This window comes from Staphylococcus hominis subsp. hominis, from assembly GCF_002901845.1.
Taxonomy (GTDB): domain Bacteria; phylum Bacillota; class Bacilli; order Staphylococcales; family Staphylococcaceae; genus Staphylococcus; species Staphylococcus hominis.
Genome location: NZ_PPQE01000025.1, coordinates 946,475 through 965,266, shown reverse-complemented (window position 1 = coordinate 965,266; position 18,792 = coordinate 946,475). Strand labels below are relative to the sequence as shown.

The following is an 18,792-nucleotide window of genomic DNA, read 5'->3' as shown; positions in this document are numbered from 1 at the left end:
CATTACATTATGTAAAAGAAAAGGGGAATTACTTATGGCAGAATTACAAAAAGGTTTAGAAGGGGTTATCGCAGCAGAAACTAAAATCAGTTCAATTATTGATAGTCAATTAACTTATTCAGGATATGATATTGATGATTTAGCTGAAAATGCTCAATTTGAAGAAATCATGTTCTTATTATGGAATTATAGATTACCAACACAAGAAGAACTTGAAGAATTAAAAGAGAAACTAAAACAATATATGACATTAAATCCAAGGGTATATAAGCATTTTGAAGAATATGCTACAGATGATGTACATCCAATGACTGCATTACGTACCTCTGTTTCTTATATTGCACACTTTGATCCAGATGCTGAAGAGGAAACAGATGAAAGTCGAAAAGATCGAGCTATTCGTATCCAAGCAAAGATTGCATCATTAGTTACAGCGTTTTCACGCGTACGAGAAGGAAAGGAACCTGTTAAGCCTAACTCTGATTTAAGCTATGCAGCAAACTTCTTGTATATGTTAAAAGGGGAATTGCCATCTGATACTGAAGTTGAAGCTTTTAATAAAGCTTTAATATTACATGCCGATCATGAACTCAATGCTTCAGCATTTACAGCAAGATGTGCAGTATCATCTCTATCTGATATGTATTCAGGTATTGTAGCAGCAATTGGTTCATTAAAAGGGCCTTTACATGGTGGAGCAAATGAACAAGTAATGAAAATGTTATCAGAAGTTAAATCACTTGATGAAGTAGATAATTATTTAGATAAGAAACTTGCTAACAAAGAAAAAATCATGGGATTCGGTCATCGAGTATATAAAGAGGGAGATCCACGTGCTAAGTACTTAAAAGAAATGAGTCGAAAAATAACTTCTGAAACCGGACATAACGAATTATATGAAATTTCTCTTGCAATTGAAAAGCGTATGCACGATGAAAAAGGCTTAATTCCAAATGTAGACTTCTTTAGTGCAACTGTTTATCATAGTATGGAAATTCCACACGATATTTTTACACCTATCTTTGCTGTGAGTCGTACTGCAGGATGGACCGCGCATATTTTAGAACAATATCGTGATAATCGAATTATTCGTCCGCGTGCAAAATATGTTGGAGAAACAAATCGTAAATATGTACCAGTTGAAGAAAGATAAAATATTTTAAAATTTAATTTATGGAGGCTTTTATAATGGCAGCTGAAAAAATTACTAGAGCAAATGATGAATTATTAAATGTACCTAATGAACCAATTATTCCATTTATTATTGGGGATGGTATCGGTCCTGATATTTGGAAAGCAGCTAGTCGTGTTGTTGATGCGGCGGTTGAAAAAGCATATAACGGTGAAAAGCGTATTGAGTGGAAAGAGGTATTAGCTGGTCAAAAAGCGTACGATGAAACTGGTGAATGGTTACCACAAGAAACTTTAGATACTATCAAAGAATACTTAATCGCAATTAAAGGACCATTAACTACACCAATTGGCGGAGGCATTCGTTCTTTAAATGTAGCATTAAGACAAGAACTAGATTTATTTACTTGTCTTCGTCCAGTACGTTGGTTTAAAGGTGTACCTTCACCAGTTAAACGTCCTCAAGATGTTGATATGGTTATCTTCCGTGAAAATACTGAGGATATTTATGCAGGAATTGAATTTAAAGAAGGAACAGAAGAAGTTAAAAAAGTTATTGACTTCTTACAAAATGAAATGGGTGCTACAAATATTCGTTTTCCCGAAACTTCTGGTATTGGTATTAAACCAGTTTCTAAAGAAGGGACTGAACGTTTAGTAAGATCTGCTATTCAATATGCAATTGATAATAATCGTAAATCAGTAACATTAGTTCACAAAGGTAATATTATGAAGTTTACAGAAGGATCATTTAAACAATGGGGTTATGATTTAGCTCATAATGAATTTTCTGATAAAGTATTTACTTGGCAACAATATGATGAAATTGCTGAAAAAGATGGTAAAGATGCTGCAAATGACGCACAACAAAAAGCTGAAAAAGATGGTAAAATTATTATTAAAGATTCAATAGCAGATATTTTCTTACAACAAATTTTAACACGTCCAGCAGAACATGATGTAGTAGCTACAATGAACTTAAATGGCGACTATATCTCAGATGCACTTGCTGCACAAGTAGGAGGAATCGGTATTGCTCCTGGTGCTAATATTAACTATGAGACAGGGCATGCTATTTTTGAAGCAACACATGGTACAGCACCAAAGTATGCTAACTTAAATAAAGTGAATCCATCATCTGAATTATTAAGTTCTGTATTAATGTTAGAACATTTAGGATGGCAAGAAGCGGCTGATAAAATTACTGATGCTATTGAAGCTACAATTGCTTCTAAAATTGTAACATATGATTTTGCTCGTTTAATGGACGGGGCTACTGAAGTATCAACTTCAGAATTTGCCGATGAACTTATTAAAAACTTAAAATAAATATAATATTTATTTTGATAAAACAGTCTAAGATGGATTTTGATGTCTTAGACTGTTTTTTTGTTCATTATTAATAAATATCATAGCAAGATTAACAAAAATATCCTTAACAAATAGAAAATATTAAGTAAATGTTAAGTTTATGTAAATTCAATATGTTGTATGTTATTTTTATTTAAATTTCAGTTATAATAAAATTGAAATTGTTAATTCTATTTAGGGAGGCAAATCATGTCACAAAAAGTATTAGTGGTTGATGACGAGCAATCAATAGTAACGTTACTAAAATATAACTTAGAAACAGCAGGTTATATTGTAGATGTAGCGTATGATGGTGAAGAAGCACTCAAAAAAGTTAAAGAGGTTAAACCTGAACTGATTGTATTAGATGTCATGTTACCCAAAAAAGATGGAATAGAAGTATGTAAAACGATTCGATCTGATAAAAATCTTGTACCTATTTTAATGTTAACAGCTAAAGATGATGAGTTTGATCGTGTGTTAGGCTTAGAATTAGGTGCTGATGATTACATGACTAAACCATTCTCTCCAAGAGAAGTTGTAGCGAGAGTAAAAGCTATTTTAAGACGCTCTAAAATTGCTAATGAAGTCGTAAAAGATGACGTGGATGATGAAGATATTGTAATTGATAATATTAGAATTCGTCCTGAATTCTTTGAAGTCTATAGAGATGATACCTTGCTTGAACTTACACCTAAAGAATTTGAGTTACTACTTTATCTTATTGAACGTCAAGGACGCGTAATTACTAGAGAACATATGTTAAATTCAGTGTGGAATTACGAGTTTGCAGGAGATTCAAGAATTGTAGATGTTCATATTAGTCATTTAAGAGATAAATTAGAAGAAAATCCTAAACAACCTAAGTTGATAAAAACAGTGCGTGGATTGGGTTATAAATTAGAAAGACCTAAAGCTTAATGATTAAATTTCATCATAGATTATTACTTCTACTATGTACAATAACAATTATTAGTTTTATAGGTTTAGGTGCAATTCTTCATCATACGATTTATCAAATATTATCAGATACTCAAACTAGAGAATTAAATCATCTATCAGAAAATATCGTAAATTTAAATAATCGAAATAAACAAGCAGACATTCAGCGTATAGCACAAAATCAAAACTTGGTTGTTGAAATTTCTGAAAATGGACATGTGTTATATCAAACTGGTAATCAACATCAAATTAATCATACTATTGATAATGCAGCTAATCCTTCGAATATTATATATCATAAAAATAAGGATAAAGTGGATTACACATTTAAAAATACTGTAAGTAATAAAACAATATACATAAGTGGTATTAATACTGAAATTTTAGATTTACAAAAAAATATGTGGAAGTACTTATCATTAATTGGAATCATCGTGTTAATTGCTATTTATTTAGCTGTAAGAAGCATTAATCGCACCTATATAAGACCAATCAACGAAGTTACTTATGCGACATCTTTAATTGCAGATGGATATTATCATGTTAGAGTACCTGAAAGTAATGTGAAAGAAACAAAAGCATTATTTGTCACTACCAATGATTTAGCAAGACGATTGCAAAAATTAAATAATAAACAAAAAATGCAATCTAATCGTCTTAAAACAACATTAGAAAATATTCCTAGCTCGGTATTAATGATAGATAAGCAAGGTGAAATTGTTATTGCAAACCATGCTTATTACGAGGTATTCAAACCAGATAGTAAAGTCGAAAATAAAGATTATACTGTACATTTAGATAAAGAAATTCAACATCTTGTTATTGAAAGCTTTAAAACTGAAAAACCGTTGCATGAACAAATTGAGTTATACATTAATGATGTTCATCAAAAATATTTTGATGTTTCTTGTATTCCCATCTTAAGTAAAGCAAAAAAGAAACTTCAAGGTATGGTTGTAGTATTACATGATATCACTAATTTAAAAAAATTAGAAAATTTGAGACGTGAGTTTGTTGCAAATGTTTCACATGAACTTAAAACTCCAATTACTTCAATTAAAGGATTTGCAGAAACCTTAATTGAAGGTGCAAAGAATGATGAACAATCTCTTGAGGTGTTTTTAAATATTATTTTAAAAGAATCAAATCGTATAGAATCACTTGTCATGGATTTATTAGATTTATCTCATATTGAACAACAAACTGAGATTGAGACTACTTATGTTAATCTTTCAGATTTAGCACATAATACAATCCATAATCTACAAACTCAAGCTAAGTATAAAAACATCGCTATTAAATCTGAAATAGAAAATGATGTTATTATTGAAGCGCATGAAGGAAAGTTGTCTCAAGTTATCACAAATTTACTTTCAAATGCCATTAACTATTCGTACGAAAATAATAAAGTTATTGTTAGAGTTTACAGAGAAGATATAAAAGTTAATCTAGAAATCCAAGATTATGGCATTGGGATAGACAAAAAAGATCAAAAGCATATTTTTGAGAGATTTTATAGAGTAGATAAAGCAAGAAGTCGTGACTCTGGTGGAACAGGTTTAGGATTATCGATTACAAAACATATTGTAGAAGCACTTCACGGTACAATTATGGTCGAAAGTGAACTGAATAAAGGATCGCTATTTAGAGTCTCATTTATAGATAAAATCGAATAACTATTTTGTCCTACAATTTTAGGTCATCCACACTTTAAAATACTTTTTTATGTTTTTAGAATTTTAAAAGGACCTAAACTTGTAGGACTTTATTTTTTGAAATTCGTAAAATATCGTTCAGTCGTTATGACCAAAGGTTTATGCTAAAATATAATTAAACTCATTCTGGAGGTTTAAAATTTGAATAAATTAGTATTGATAGATGGCAATAGTTTAAGTTTTAGAGCTTTTTACGCATTGCCACTTTTATCTAATAAAGCAGGGATTCATACAAATGCGATTCTTGGGTTCGCCAAATTACTCGAAAAAATTATCAGAGAAGAACAACCTACACATTTCTTAGTAGCCTTTGACGCAGGTAAGACTACTTTTAGACATTCTAAATATAGTGAATACAAAGGTGGACGTCAAAAAACACCACCCGAATTAAGCGAACAATTTCCCTATATTCGACAATTGTTAGATGCTTATCATATTAAACATTATGAATTAGAAAACTACGAAGCAGATGACATTATTGGTACGCTAAGTAAAGAAGCAGATCAAAATGATTTTGAAACTATTATTGTAACTGGAGATAGAGACTTAACACAGTTAGCAACTCAAAATGTGACTATTTATTATACTAAAAAAGGGGTCACAGACGTTGATCACTATACTCCAGAATTTATAGCAGAAAAATATAATGGTTTAAAACCAATACAAATTATTGATATGAAAGGTTTAATGGGAGATAGTTCAGACAATATACCCGGTGTAGCTGGAGTAGGAGAAAAAACAGCAATTAAACTTTTAAATCAATTTGATTCTGTAGAAGGTGTCTATGAGAATATTGATAAAGTATCTGGTAAAAAATTAAAAGAAAAGCTCGAACTTAGTCATGAAGATGCATTAATGAGTAAAGAGCTTGCTACAATTAATCGCTATAGTCCAATAGAAGTCACTTTAAATGATACTAAATTAAGTGATATCAACGATAATCATGAAAAAATTGAACTTTTTAAGAAATTAGAATTTAAACAATTATTAGCAGATATAGATAATAAAGCATCTGAGTTTGAGCAAGAACAAAAACAAGTTTCTTTTGATATTTTGCCTACTTTTGAATATGTTGATTTTAATCATCTTGATGAAGCAGTGATTCATTTCGAAATAGATGGTTCTAATTATTTAAAAGATGATATTTTAAAGTTTGGATTTTATGATAAAGAACGTTATATCGTAGTTGATGCAGATAATATTAAAGATTATCCAGAACTTATTAAATGGTTAGAAAATGAAAATTCTAAAAAGGTAGTTTATGATGCAAAGAAAACATTTGTTATAGCACACAGATTAAATATCAACATTCAAAATATCGTTTTTGATGCGATGTTAGCAAGCTACATTATTGATCCATCACGAACGATTGATGATGTCTATTCGGTTGTAACAAATTATCATCAAACGTATGTTAAAGAAGATGTCTCTATTTATGGGAAAGGTAAAAAGCGACATGTTCCTGATACTGAAATTTTAAATACGCATATTGCATCTATTACTAAATCTATTGATGCTGTTAAACCGTTAATGGAAAAAGAACTAGAATCACATCAACAAATGAATTTACTAAAAGATTTAGAACTTCCGCTAGCACGTATTTTAAGTAAAATGGAAGAAATTGGTATTTATACAGATGTAAATGATTTACAACACATGCAACAAGAATTACAAGAGAAGTTAGAATTGTTAGTTCAACGTATTCATGACGCAGCAGGTGAAGAATTTAACATTAATTCACCTAAACAACTCGGTGTGGTTTTATTTGAAACATTAAAACTACCTGTCATTAAAAAAACAAAAACTGGTTATTCTACAGCAGTCGATGTTTTAGAACAGTTACAGAATGAACATCCTATCATTAATGATATTTTGGAATATCGTCAATTAGCTAAATTACAATCTACTTATGTGGAAGGTTTACAAAAAGTCATTAGTAATGATAAGCATATACACACTCGTTTTAATCAAACATTAGCACAAACTGGACGATTATCTTCAGTTGATCCTAATTTACAAAATATACCTATTCGACTTGAAGAAGGGCGTAAAATACGTAAAGCATTTAAACCTTCATCTGAAGACAGTGTTATTTTATCTGCAGATTATTCTCAAATTGAATTACGTGTCTTAGCGCATATTACACAAGATGACAGTTTAAAAGAAGCATTCATTCATGGACAGGACATTCATACTGCTACAGCACGAAAAGTATTTGGTGTTGAAGCGGAGGAAGTCACTGATTTAATGCGTAGACAAGCCAAAGCTGTAAATTTTGGAATCGTTTATGGTATTAGTGATTATGGCTTAAGTCAAAGCTTAAATATAACACGTAAAGAGGCAAAAATATTTATTGATGATTATTTAGCAAGTTTCCCTGGAGTTAAGCAATATATGAGTGACATTGTAAAGGATGCTAAAGCAAATGGCTATGTTGAAACATTATTGCATCGTAGACGTTATATTCCTGACATCACTAGTCGTAATTTTAATTTAAGAGGTTTTGCGGAACGTACAGCAATGAACACTCCAATTCAAGGAAGTGCAGCCGATATTATTAAACTTGCTATGGTGGAATTTGATAAGCAAGTTCAACATACGTCTTACAAAGCTAAATTACTTTTACAAGTACACGATGAATTAATATTTGAAGTGCCTAAGTCTGAAGTTGAAGAATTTAGTTTATTTGTTGAAGATATAATGGAGCATGCATTAGACTTAGATGTTCCATTAAAAGTAGACTCTAATTATGGTCCTACTTGGTATGATGCGAAATAGAAAGAGGAATGAATAATGCCAGAATTACCAGAAGTTGAACATGTTAAAAGGGGAATAGAACCTTTTATTGTAAATGCTACAATTAAAAGTATTTCATTTTCTAAAAAAGTAATTGAAGGTAAAAGTCAGAATAAAGAAACGATTATCAAAGGAATGAATTTAGATGGTTTTCGTTTGAATTGCGAAGGCTATAAGATAATTAAAGTCGAACGAAGAAGTAAATATATTGTTTTTCATATTGAAAAACATAATCGTAAACGTGTGTTACTTAGTCATTTAGGTATGGCTGGTGGATTTTTCATTGTCAATCACCTATCTGAGATAGCAATTCCCAACTATCGTAAACATTGGCACGTGATTTTCCATTTAAATAATGGAAAAAAATTAGTGTTTTCAGATATACGTCGATTTGGTGAGATTAGAAACCTAAATTCATTTGAAGATTATCCTTCATTTTTAGAAATAGCGCCTGAGCCTTTTGACGAAGAAGCGTTACAACATTTTAATCACTATTTATCTCAAAAAAAAGTAGCCAATAAACCTATTAAACAGATGTTACTGGATCATAAAATCATAGCAGGATGTGGAAATATCTATGCTTGTGAAGCATTGTTTAGAGCAGGTATCCATCCTGCGAGAAAAGTAAAAGATACGTCTCATCAAGAAAGACAATTGCTCTTTTATTATGTACAAGAAGTTTTAAAAGAGGGTATTGATAATGGTGGAACAAGTATTTCAGATTATCGTCATGCTGACGGAAAAACTGGAAAAATGCAATTACATTTAAATGTATACAAACAAAAGACATGTAAAGTATGTGGCCATGATATTGAACAAAAAGTTATAGCATCTAGAAACAGTCATTTTTGTCCATATTGTCAGAAATAAATAAAGTGAGCGGTGATACAAATGCCTAAAGTAATTGGATTAACAGGTGGAATAGCTACCGGAAAGTCAACAGTTTCTAAATTATTATCAGAATATGGATTTAAAATTGTCGATGCAGATATAGCTTCAAGAAAAGCAGTAGAGAAAGGATCAACTGCTTTGGAACAAATAAAAGAAACGTTTGGTGACGAAGCAATCACAAGTGACGGAGAAATGAATCGACAATACATTGGAGAATTAGTATTTAATCATCCAGAAAAACGATTAGAACTTAATGAAATTATTCATCCTATTGTAAGAACGATTATGGAACAAGAAAAGCAACAGTATTTACAACAAGGGTATGATGTGATTATGGATATTCCGCTTCTGTTTGAGAATGATTTACAAGATACTGTGGATGAAGTCTGGCTGGTCTACACATCTGAAAGTGTACAAATTGAACGTTTAATGAAACGTAACAATTTAGACTTGGATCAAGCAAAAGCGAGAGTTCATAGTCAAATATCAATTGATAAAAAAAGCAGAATGGCTGATCATGTTATAGATAATTTAGGAAGTAAATCTGAATTAGAAACCCTTCTTAAACAACTATTGATTGAAAAAGGATACATTCATGAATAATATGAGAAAAAGAGTTTAGGACTTTATTTTTAGTCTTAAACTCTTTTTATTTATATAATAAATATATTAGTTATATAAACTTAAAATGTAAAAAATATTACATTATTTTTGGTAAACGCTTTCAATCGGAATCTATTATGTTATACTAATTTTATAAAGTATAACATATAAAACAAGGGGTGCTTTAAATGTCAACAAATATTGCAATTAATGGAATGGGTAGAATAGGAAGAATGGTTTTAAGAATTGCATTACATAATGAAAATTTTAATGTGGTTGCGATTAATGCAAGCTATCCACCTGAAACAATTGCACATCTAATTAACTATGATACAACGCATGGACGTTATGATAAAAAGGTAGAACCAATTGAGGATGGTATACGTGTTGATAACCATAACATTAAGTTAGTGTCAGATAGAAATCCTGAAAATTTACCATGGAAAGATTTAAATATAGATATCGTAATTGAAGCAACTGGAAAATTTAATCATGGTGATAAAGCAGTTGGACATATTCATGCTGGAGCTAAAAAAGTATTACTAACTGGCCCATCTAAAGGTGGAGAAGTCCAAATGATTGTTAAAGGGGTAAATGATGACAAATTAGATGTTGAAAGGTATGACATTTTCAGTAATGCTTCATGTACGACAAATTGTATAGGACCAGTTGCTAAAGTTTTAAATGATCAATTTGGTATTGTAAATGGATTAATGACTACTGTTCATGCAATTACTAATGATCAAAAAAATATTGATAATCCCCATAAAGATTTACGTAGAGCACGTTCATGTAATGAAAGTATTATTCCAACTTCTACTGGAGCAGCAAAAGCATTGAAAGAAGTTTTACCAGAACTAGAAGGTAAACTTCATGGGTTAGCTTTACGTGTGCCTACAAAAAATGTTTCTTTAGTTGATTTAGTTGTAGATTTAGAAAAACCGGTAACTGTTGACGAAATTAATAATGCATTTCGTCATTCAGATTTAGATGGTGTTTTAGAAGTAGAAAATGCACCTTTAGTATCTGTCGATTTCAATACAAATCCACATTCAGCTATTATCGATGCTGAGAATACAATTGTAATGGATGATCATAAGGTGAAAGTGATTGCTTGGTATGATAATGAATGGGGTTATTCTAATAGAGTAGTAGAAGTAGCTGAAATGATTGGTGAACAACTAGTAGAAAAGTCTACCGTGACTGCAGTTTAAGCTTTTAATAAGTAAAAGATTGTTAATTTTAGAGTTGATATTCTAATATAATGTCATTGATTTTATAGATTAAAAAATTATAAAACATTAAATAATTTTTTTAATGAGTCATATGTAGGAAAGTGAAAAAAGAATTTATATTGAATTCTATTTCACTTTCCTTTTTATATTTTATTATAGGTTTAGACAGCTAAGTTGTATCAATTTATTATCAATACATATGAGTTCTTTTGTCATAAATCGTTTTTATAGTATAATGAAGCATAATCTATTCAAGAGGGTGACAGATATGAAATGCCCAAAATGTAGTGCCACACATTCACGCGTGGTAGATTCAAGACATGCTGATGAAGCTAACGCAATACGTAGAAGACGTGAATGTGAGAATTGTGGGACAAGATTTACAACATTTGAACATATTGAAGTGAGTCCACTTATTGTGGTCAAAAAAGATGGCACACGTGAACAATTTTTAAGAGAAAAAATATTAAATGGTCTTGTAAGATCTTGTGAAAAAAGACCAGTTAGATATCAACAATTGGAAGACATTACTAATAAAGTAGAATGGCAATTACGCGATAAAGGTCATACAGAAATTTCATCTAGAGATATAGGTGAATATGTAATGAATTTGCTCATGCATGTAGATCAAGTCTCTTATGTACGATTTGCGTCAGTATATAAAGAGTTTAAAGATGTGGATCAATTACTAGCATCGATGCAAGGTATTTTGGATGATAACAAACGGAGTGATTCATAAATGAGTTTTAAATCTTATGAGTATGGTTTAAGTCCACACGATGGATTTAAAGTATATCGACATTTTTTCTTTAATCATCAACAATTAGAGATATTAAATCGATTGTACATACCGTTAATTGGCTTTAAAGCTATTGGTGTATATCATTTCATGAACCAATTTATCGATGAAGTTGAAGATACTATTCTCACACATTACACTATCATGAATGAGCTTAAAATAAATTTATTAGAATTCCGTGAATATATGGATTTACTTGAAGGCATTGGGTTAATTAAAACATTTGTAAAACATGATAGTAATCAGTCATTGTTTATATATGAATTGATTCAACCTCCAACGGCATACCAATTTTTTAATGATCCAATGTTATCTATATACCTATACAATGAAGTTGATAATCGAAGATATAAAGATTTAAAAGCGTATTTTGAAAAAGATGAACCAGATTTAAAAGAATTTCAGCAAGTAACGCGCAAATTTACTGATGTATTCAAAGTTCCACATAAAAATATATCTATTGATGCTTCAACAATTCAAAAGGAAAATCATTCAGCTACTATAGATTTAGATAATGAATCATTTGACTTTGATATGTTGAGAGATATGTTACAACATCATTTTATAAGTGGAGAAATTATTACTAAAGAGGCAAAACAATTAATTTTACAATTGGCTACTTTATATGGGTTAACGCCTACTTCTATGAAACGAATCATTCTTAACTCTATCACACAAAATCAAACGTTATCATTTGAAGAGATGAGAAAACAAGCAAGGTCTCATTACTTAATTGAGCATCAACAACAGCTTCCTAAGTTACAAACTAAAGCTAATCCTTCTAATCATTTAGAACAATCACAGCGTCCAAATGAGACTACTGATGATATAAAGGAAAGTGATAGTTGGTTTAAGTTATTAGAAAACACAAGTCCTATTGATATGTTAGCGTCTTGGTCTGAATCAGAACCAACTTTACAACAAAAAAGAATGGTAGAAGAGTTAATAGAGCGTGAAAAATTGTCATTTGGTGTAATTAATATTTTATTACAATTTGTAATGCTTAAGAATGAAATGAAACTTCCTAAATCCTATATATTTGAAATCGCTTCAAATTGGAAAAAGTTAGGTATTAAAACTGCACAACAAGCATATGATTATGCGCTGAAAACAAATCAACAAATCAATGATAGTATAACTAAAAAAACAAAACGTCAATATAAACAACGTGACGTTGCATCAATAGAAAAAACACCAAAATGGTTAAAAGATAAAAACCAACAAGATGAAAAACCAAACAATAATGATGCGCAATTTGAAAAAGATAGAGAAGCGTTTCGTGCTCAATTAGAACAAGATTGGGAGGATTAGATGAAACCATTTAGTAAACTTATAAAAAATCAAGATAATTTAAACAAAAGAATTGCTAAAATAAAACATCAAGTCATTAATGATTCTGATGTTAAACAATTTTTAAATCAACACCAGTCAGAACTTACTAATGAAATGATTGATAAAGATTTAAATGTACTTCAAGAATATAAAGATCAACAAAAACACTACGATGGTCACGATTATGCACACTGTCCAAACTTTGTTAAAGGTCATATTCCAGAATTATATATAGAAAATGAGCGTATTAAAGTTCGTTATCGATTATGTCCTTGCAAAATTAAATACGATGAAGAACGTTTAAGTTCACAACTCATTACTGCTCATCACATGCAACGAGATACGTTAAATGCAAAAGTTAAAGATATCTATACTAACGATAGAAGTCGACTTGAAATAGCTATGGAAGTTAACGATATTTGTAAAAAGTTAGTTAACGGTGAACGCGTTAAGGGTCTTTATATACATGGCCCTTTTGGAACAGGCAAATCTTTTATTTTAGGAGCTATCGCAAACCAGCTTAAGTCAAAACATGTGCCATCTACAATAGTATATTTACCTGAATACATTCGTATACTAAAAGGTGGTTTTAAAGATGGGAGTTATAATGAAAAGTTAGAGCGTATACGAGAAGCAAATATATTAATGTTAGATGATATCGGAGCTGAGGATGTCACAACATGGGTAAGGGATGAGGTGATAGGTCCCTTATTACATTATCGTATGGTTCATGAATTACCAACATTCTTTAGTTCAAATCTAAATTTGGAAGAATTAGAACATCATTTATCTATATCAAACAAAGGGGCAGAAATAACGAAAGCTGCTCGAATTATCGAACGTATCAAAAGTTTAGCAAATGAATTTTATTTAGATGGAAAAAATTTACGAAATAATTGAAATTTACAATGTGTGATGTATAATAAAGATAAATCTAAATCGTTGAAATAAATGAAGATATGATAATTTAATCTCTATCATACAGCAAGCCAACAATTGATGAGAATTTGGTTGATATATTAAATTATTACTCCTTCATATTTAGATGCTGGTAATCAGTATCCGGCTCAAGACCGTTATCTTATGAAGAGATATCTAGAATACATCTAGATAACTAGGGTGGTACCGCGACGAACTCGTCCCTTTTATAGGGAGGAGTTTTTTTATTTTCTTCAGCGATCATAGAATAAAATTTATGGAGGGTTTCGATATGGAACAAATTAATATTAAGTTTCCAGATGGCAATTCAAAATCATTTGATAAAGGAACTACTACAGAAGACATTGCACAATCAATTAGTCCTGGACTTCGAAAAAAAGCAGTAGCAGGAAAATTTAATAATCAACTCGTTGATTTAACTCGTCCACTTGAAGAAGATGGGGCAATTGAAATTGTTACACCTGGTAGTGATGAAGCTCTAGAGGTATTACGTCATTCAACTGCTCATTTAATGGCTCAAGCATTAAAACGAATTTATGGAGATGTTAAATTCGGTGTTGGTCCAGTGATTGAAGGCGGTTTTTACTACGACTTTGACATGGATGAAAAAGTATCATCAGATGACTTTGAAAAAATCGAAAAAACAATGAAACAAATTGTTAACGAAAATTATAAAATTGAACGTAAAGTGGTTTCTCGTGAAGAAGCAAAAGATTTCTTTAAAGATGATCCATATAAATTAGAATTAATAGATGCAATTCCTGAAGATGAGAATGTAACATTATATACTCAAGGTGAATTTACAGATTTATGCCGTGGTGTTCATGTGCCATCAACTTCAAAAATTAAAGAATTTAAACTTCTTTCTACTGCAGGTGCATATTGGCGTGGGGATAGCGACAATAAAATGTTACAACGTATATATGGTACTGCTTTCTTTGATAAAAAAGATTTAAAAGCACATTTAGACATGTTAGAGGAACGTCGTGAACGTGATCATCGTCGTATTGGTAAAGATTTAGAATTATTTACAAATAATCAACTTGTTGGTGCTGGTCTTCCACTATGGTTACCAAATGGTGCAACAATTCGCCGTGAAATTGAACGTTATATTGTAGATAAGGAAGTAAGCATGGGATATGATCATGTATATACCCCAGTTCTAGCTAACGTTGAACTTTATAAAACTTCAGGTCATTGGGATCACTATAGAGATGATATGTTCCCACCAATGAAATTAGATGAAACTGAAGAAATGGTATTACGTCCAATGAACTGTCCACATCATATGATGGTTTATAATAATAAACCACATTCTTATCGTGAATTACCAATTCGTATTGCTGAATTAGGTACTATGCATAGATATGAAGCAAGTGGTGCAGTATCAGGCTTACAACGTGTAAGAGGTATGACTTTAAATGATTCTCATATCTTTGTACGTCCTGACCAAATTAAAGATGAATTCAAACGCGTTGTTCATATGATACAAGATGTTTATGAAGACTTTGGTTTTGAAGATTACACATTCAGATTAAGTTACAGAGATCCTGAAGATAAAGAAAAATATATGGACGATGATGACATGTGGAATAAAGCTGAGTCTATGCTTAAAGAAGCAGTAGATGAAATGGGCTTACCATATGTTGAAGCTATTGGAGAAGCAGCATTCTATGGTCCTAAATTAGATGTTCAAGTTAAAACTGCAATGGGTAAAGAAGAAACCCTTTCAACTGCACAACTTGATTTCTTACTACCTGAACGATTTGATCTTTCTTATATTGGTAGTGATGGTGAAAATCACCGACCTGTTGTTATTCATCGTGGCGTAGTTTCAACTATGGAACGTTTTGTAGCTTTCTTAACTGAAGAAACTAAAGGTGCTTTCCCAACATGGTTAGCTCCAAAACAAGTTGAGATTATTCCAGTAAATGTAGATTTACATTACGACTATGCGAGAAATTTACAAGATGAATTAAAATCTCAAGGTGTTCGTGTAGAAATTGATGATCGTAACGAAAAAATGGGCTATAAAATTCGAGAGGCACAAATGCAAAAAATTCCTTATCAAATTGTAGTAGGAGATAAAGAAGTTGAAAACAACGAAGTAAATGTTCGTAAGTATGGCTCACAAGATCAAGAAACAATAGAAAGAGATGAATTTATCTGGAACTTAGTAGATGAAATTCGTCTAAAAAGACGTAGATAGTCTTGATAAAATAATATCCTTAATGTATATTACAAAGTAGTTAAATAAAAATGAGTTAGAGGTTGCATCTTTAAAAAGTAATACTTCAGAAGTTGATATGGAACGTATGTTGAAAGTATGAAAGGTAAAGATGCCGAAACAAATGATAACCATACTTATGATTTGTTGGGACAGTTATCGAATAGAAACTGTACTGTCACAGTTTGTGATGTGCTACCGACATAGATTAAGTAGTGGGTGCATATCTTAACGGTATGTACCTATTTTTTAATTTGTAATTTGATTTACATATCATTTATAAAAATTAAATATGTTAATTATCTTCACATAACAAATAAATACTTAGCTAACCTCTACATTAAGAAAGGGAGCTTATATGAGTAAAGTTGAAAATCAAGATAGCGGTATGAAGAGAGGGTTAAAAGATCGTCATATCTCTATGATTGCAATGGGAGGCTGTATTGGTACAGGCCTATTTATGACATCAGGTGGTGCTATTCACGATGCTGGTGCATTAGGTGCGCTTATTGCATATGCAATTATTGGAGCTATGGTATTCTTTTTAATGACTTCTTTAGGAGAAATGGCTACGTATTTACCTGTTTCAGGTTCATTTAGTACCTATGCAACACGATTTGTAGATCCATCATTAGGATTCGCATTAGGTTGGAACTATTGGTTTAACTGGGTAATTACTGTAGCGGCAGATGTAACTATTGCAGCGCAAGTCATTCAGTATTGGACACCTATGGCAGGGATACCAGCATGGGTATGGAGTTGTATCTTTATAGTTATTATTTTCGCATTAAACTCTTTATCTGTAAGAGTATATGGTGAAAGTGAATATTGGTTTGCACTTATAAAAGTGATTACAGTAATTATTTTTATAATTATTGGTATTTTAACTATATTAGGAATTATGGGTGGACATTTTGTAGGATTTGAAACATTTACTAAAGGTGATGGGCCAATCCTAGGTGGAAATCTTGGCGGTAGTTTACTTTCAATCCTAGGTGTATTCTTAGTTGCTGGTTTCTCATTCCAAGGTACTGAATTAATAGGTATTACTGCTGGAGAATCTGAGAATCCAGAACGTGCTGTCCCAAAAGCAATTAAACAAGTTTTTTGGAGAATATTATTATTTTATATCTTAGCCATCTTTGTTATTGGTATGTTAATTCCTTATAATAGTAATGCTTTAATGGGTGGAGATAACGATGTTGCAACATCTCCATTTACGCTTGTCTTTAAAAATGCAGGCTTAGCATTTGCTGCTTCATTTATGAATGCAGTTATTTTAACTTCAGTATTATCAGCTGGTAATTCAGGGATGTATGCATCAACACGTATGTTATATTCAATGAGTAAAGATAAATTAGCATTCGCTTCGTTTGGTAAAACGAATAAACACGGCGTGCCATATTTATCATTGATTGCTACTGGTGTACTTGTAGTCGTTATTTTCTTAGTACAAAAATTAAGCGGAAATGCTTATGAATACATTGTAGCTGCCAGTGGTATGACAGGCTTTATTGCTTGGGTAGGTATTGCAGTAAGTCACTATCGCTTTAGACGAGCATTTAATGTTCAACATCATCGTAAATCAGAATTGAAATATAAAGCGAAATGGTTCCCATTCGGTCCAATATTTGCAGGTATATTGTGTGTGATTGTGATTGTTGGACAAGATGTGGATTTCATTAAAACAGGGCACTTTGATCTTAATCGATTTATTATTACGTATATGGGTATTCCAGTATTTTTAGTATTCTTTATTTATCATAAATTAAGATATAAAACTAAAAAAATACCTCTTGAAGAAGTTGATTTAAGCCAAGATGTCTCAATGAATGAAGTAAAACATCACTAATTTTAAAAAACAATTGACATGCTTAATAAAACTTGATATGATTAGTATCGTTGATTACGAAACGAACCAAGTAGAAACACCCGTTTCTCACCTGTAGCGACGCAAAAAGCTGTTGGCAGGTTAATCATGTCACACAATTATTGTGTATGAGTGAAGAGCGGGCAAATATTGTCCGCTCTTTTTGCTTGGGAAAATTTCGTAAAATTTTGGGAGGTGTCAACCATAGCAAAAAATCAAACGCAAGTTAACGAAAAAATTCGCGCAAAAGAATTACGTTTAATTGGCCAAAATGGTGACCAAATTGGTGTTAAATCTAAAAGAGAAGCTCTTGAGATGGCTGAAAGAGTTGAATTAGATTTAGTAGTTGTTGCACCAAATGCTAAACCACCTGTTGCAAGAATTATGGATTATGGTAAATATAAATTCGAACAACAGAAAAAAGAAAAAGAAATGAAGAAAAAACAAAAAGTTATCAATGTTAAAGAAATTCGTTTAAGTCCAACTATTGAGGAACACGATTTCCAAACTAAGTTGAAAAATGGACGTAAATTCTTAACTAAAGGTGACAAATGTAAAGTTTCTATTCGTTTCAGAGGTCGTGCAATTACACACAAAGAAATTGGTCAACGTGTTTTAGAAAAATTTGCAGACGAATGTAAAGATATTGCCACTGTTGAACAAAAACCTAAAATGGAAGGGCGCCAAATGTTTATTATGTTAGCGCCTGTAAACGAAAAATAATTTACTTTTATTAGGAGGAAATGAATCATGCCAAAAATGAAAACTCACCGTGGAGCAGCTAAACGTGTTAAAAGAACTGGTTCAGGTCAATTAAAACGTTCTAGAGCTTTCACATCTCACTTATTTGCAAATAAAAATACTAAACAAAAACGTAAATTACGTAAAGCTAAACTAGTATCTAAAAGCGATATGAAACGCGTAAAACAATTATTAGCTTACAAAAAATAATTAATATTACT

15 protein-coding genes, 1 riboswitch and 1 other annotated feature are annotated in these 18,792 nt (G+C 31.2%); all 15 genes read left to right on the top strand.

Going from position 1 to position 18,792, the window contains the following annotated elements; translation table 11 throughout:
* The first annotated feature begins 34 nt into the window (after positions 1-34).
* The 15 genes from CD034_RS06300 to rpmI all read left to right on the top strand — a co-directional run bounded on the left by CD034_RS06300 (position 35) and on the right by rpmI (position 18,781).
* The gene (locus CD034_RS06300; protein WP_049418483.1) at positions 35-1,153 is read left to right on the top strand and encodes a citrate synthase; all 1,119 of its coding nucleotides are present in this window, start codon (positions 35-37) and stop codon (positions 1,151-1,153) included.
* Positions 1,154-1,188: 35 nt separating this feature from the next.
* Positions 1,189-2,460: an NADP-dependent isocitrate dehydrogenase gene (gene icd, locus CD034_RS06295; protein ID WP_002448978.1), complete on the top strand. Its 1,272-nt coding sequence runs from the start codon at positions 1,189-1,191 to the stop codon at positions 2,458-2,460.
* A gap of 231 nt (positions 2,461-2,691) precedes the next feature.
* Complete coding sequence (locus tag CD034_RS06290) at positions 2,692-3,402, top strand: response regulator transcription factor (RefSeq protein WP_103288206.1); 711 nt, start codon at positions 2,692-2,694, stop codon at positions 3,400-3,402.
* Complete coding sequence (gene pnpS / locus CD034_RS06285; protein ID WP_002448928.1) at positions 3,402-5,099, top strand: two-component system histidine kinase PnpS; 1,698 nt, start codon at positions 3,402-3,404, stop codon at positions 5,097-5,099. Before CD034_RS06290 ends, pnpS begins: the two co-directional genes overlap by 1 nt.
* 180 nt (positions 5,100-5,279) lie before the next feature.
* Positions 5,280-7,916: a DNA polymerase I gene (gene polA / locus CD034_RS06280; protein ID WP_103288205.1), complete on the top strand. Its 2,637-nt coding sequence runs from the start codon at positions 5,280-5,282 to the stop codon at positions 7,914-7,916.
* Between the two features lie 15 nt (positions 7,917-7,931).
* Positions 7,932-8,804, top strand: a complete 873-nt coding sequence (mutM, locus tag CD034_RS06275) for a bifunctional DNA-formamidopyrimidine glycosylase/DNA-(apurinic or apyrimidinic site) lyase (RefSeq protein WP_002455221.1) — start codon at positions 7,932-7,934, stop codon at positions 8,802-8,804.
* Positions 8,805-8,825: 21 nt separating this feature from the next.
* A complete protein-coding gene (gene coaE / locus CD034_RS06270) occupies positions 8,826-9,428 on the top strand; it encodes a dephospho-CoA kinase (protein WP_002487989.1) in 603 nt (200 codons plus the stop codon).
* A 188-nt stretch (positions 9,429-9,616) separates the two neighbouring features.
* Positions 9,617-10,642: a type I glyceraldehyde-3-phosphate dehydrogenase gene (gap, locus tag CD034_RS06265; RefSeq protein ID WP_002487983.1), complete on the top strand. Its 1,026-nt coding sequence runs from the start codon at positions 9,617-9,619 to the stop codon at positions 10,640-10,642.
* 289 nt (positions 10,643-10,931) lie between these two features.
* Positions 10,932-11,402, top strand: a complete 471-nt coding sequence (gene nrdR, locus CD034_RS06260) for a transcriptional regulator NrdR (protein ID WP_002448939.1) — start codon at positions 10,932-10,934, stop codon at positions 11,400-11,402.
* Positions 11,403-12,773, top strand: coding sequence for a replicative helicase loading/DNA remodeling protein DnaB (dnaB, locus tag CD034_RS06255; RefSeq protein ID WP_002455224.1), 1,371 nt, complete (start codon positions 11,403-11,405; stop codon positions 12,771-12,773). It begins immediately after the preceding gene.
* Positions 12,774-13,694: a primosomal protein DnaI gene (gene dnaI / locus CD034_RS06250; protein ID WP_019835439.1), complete on the top strand. Its 921-nt coding sequence runs from the start codon at positions 12,774-12,776 to the stop codon at positions 13,692-13,694.
* A 310-nt stretch (positions 13,695-14,004) separates the two neighbouring features.
* On the top strand, positions 14,005-15,942 hold the full coding sequence (thrS, locus tag CD034_RS06245; RefSeq protein WP_002455226.1) for a threonine--tRNA ligase: 1,938 nt from the start codon (positions 14,005-14,007) through the stop codon (positions 15,940-15,942).
* 48 nt (positions 15,943-15,990) lie between these two features.
* Positions 15,991-16,166, top strand: a riboswitch (Lysine riboswitch).
* Between the two features lie 152 nt (positions 16,167-16,318).
* Positions 16,319-17,812, top strand: a complete 1,494-nt coding sequence (locus CD034_RS06240) for an amino acid permease (protein ID WP_002448996.1) — start codon at positions 16,319-16,321, stop codon at positions 17,810-17,812.
* 62 nt (positions 17,813-17,874) lie between these two features.
* Positions 17,875-18,002 (top strand) — a sequence feature (ribosomal protein L20 leader region).
* A 23-nt stretch (positions 18,003-18,025) separates the two neighbouring features.
* Positions 18,026-18,553 carry a translation initiation factor IF-3 gene (infC, locus tag CD034_RS06235; RefSeq protein ID WP_002448994.1) on the top strand — a complete coding sequence of 176 codons (528 nt, stop codon included), beginning with the start codon at positions 18,026-18,028 and terminating at the stop codon, positions 18,551-18,553.
* A gap of 27 nt (positions 18,554-18,580) precedes the next feature.
* Positions 18,581-18,781, top strand: a complete 201-nt coding sequence (gene rpmI / locus CD034_RS06230) for a 50S ribosomal protein L35 (protein ID WP_002448990.1) — start codon at positions 18,581-18,583, stop codon at positions 18,779-18,781.
* Positions 18,782-18,792 lie beyond the last annotated feature (11 nt).

Bases quoted from the DNA above. Each gene is read 5' to 3' on its own strand.
- CD034_RS06300 (WP_049418483.1), top strand. From the start codon at position 35: ATGGCAGAATTACAAAAAGGTTTAGAAGGGGTTATCGCAGCAGAAACT.
- dnaI (WP_019835439.1), top strand. From the start codon at position 12,774: ATGAAACCATTTAGTAAACTTATAAAAAATCAAGATAATTTAAACAAA.
- icd (WP_002448978.1), top strand. From the start codon at position 1,189: ATGGCAGCTGAAAAAATTACTAGAGCAAATGATGAATTATTAAATGTA.
- thrS (WP_002455226.1), top strand. From the start codon at position 14,005: ATGGAACAAATTAATATTAAGTTTCCAGATGGCAATTCAAAATCATTT.
- coaE (WP_002487989.1), top strand. From the start codon at position 8,826: ATGCCTAAAGTAATTGGATTAACAGGTGGAATAGCTACCGGAAAGTCA.
- CD034_RS06290 (WP_103288206.1), top strand. From the start codon at position 2,692: ATGTCACAAAAAGTATTAGTGGTTGATGACGAGCAATCAATAGTAACG.
- pnpS (WP_002448928.1), top strand. From the start codon at position 3,402: ATGATTAAATTTCATCATAGATTATTACTTCTACTATGTACAATAACA.
- dnaB (WP_002455224.1), top strand. From the start codon at position 11,403: ATGAGTTTTAAATCTTATGAGTATGGTTTAAGTCCACACGATGGATTT.
- mutM (WP_002455221.1), top strand. From the start codon at position 7,932: ATGCCAGAATTACCAGAAGTTGAACATGTTAAAAGGGGAATAGAACCT.
- CD034_RS06240 (WP_002448996.1), top strand. From the start codon at position 16,319: ATGAGTAAAGTTGAAAATCAAGATAGCGGTATGAAGAGAGGGTTAAAA.
- gap (WP_002487983.1), top strand. From the start codon at position 9,617: ATGTCAACAAATATTGCAATTAATGGAATGGGTAGAATAGGAAGAATG.
- nrdR (WP_002448939.1), top strand. From the start codon at position 10,932: ATGAAATGCCCAAAATGTAGTGCCACACATTCACGCGTGGTAGATTCA.
- rpmI (WP_002448990.1), top strand. From the start codon at position 18,581: ATGCCAAAAATGAAAACTCACCGTGGAGCAGCTAAACGTGTTAAAAGA.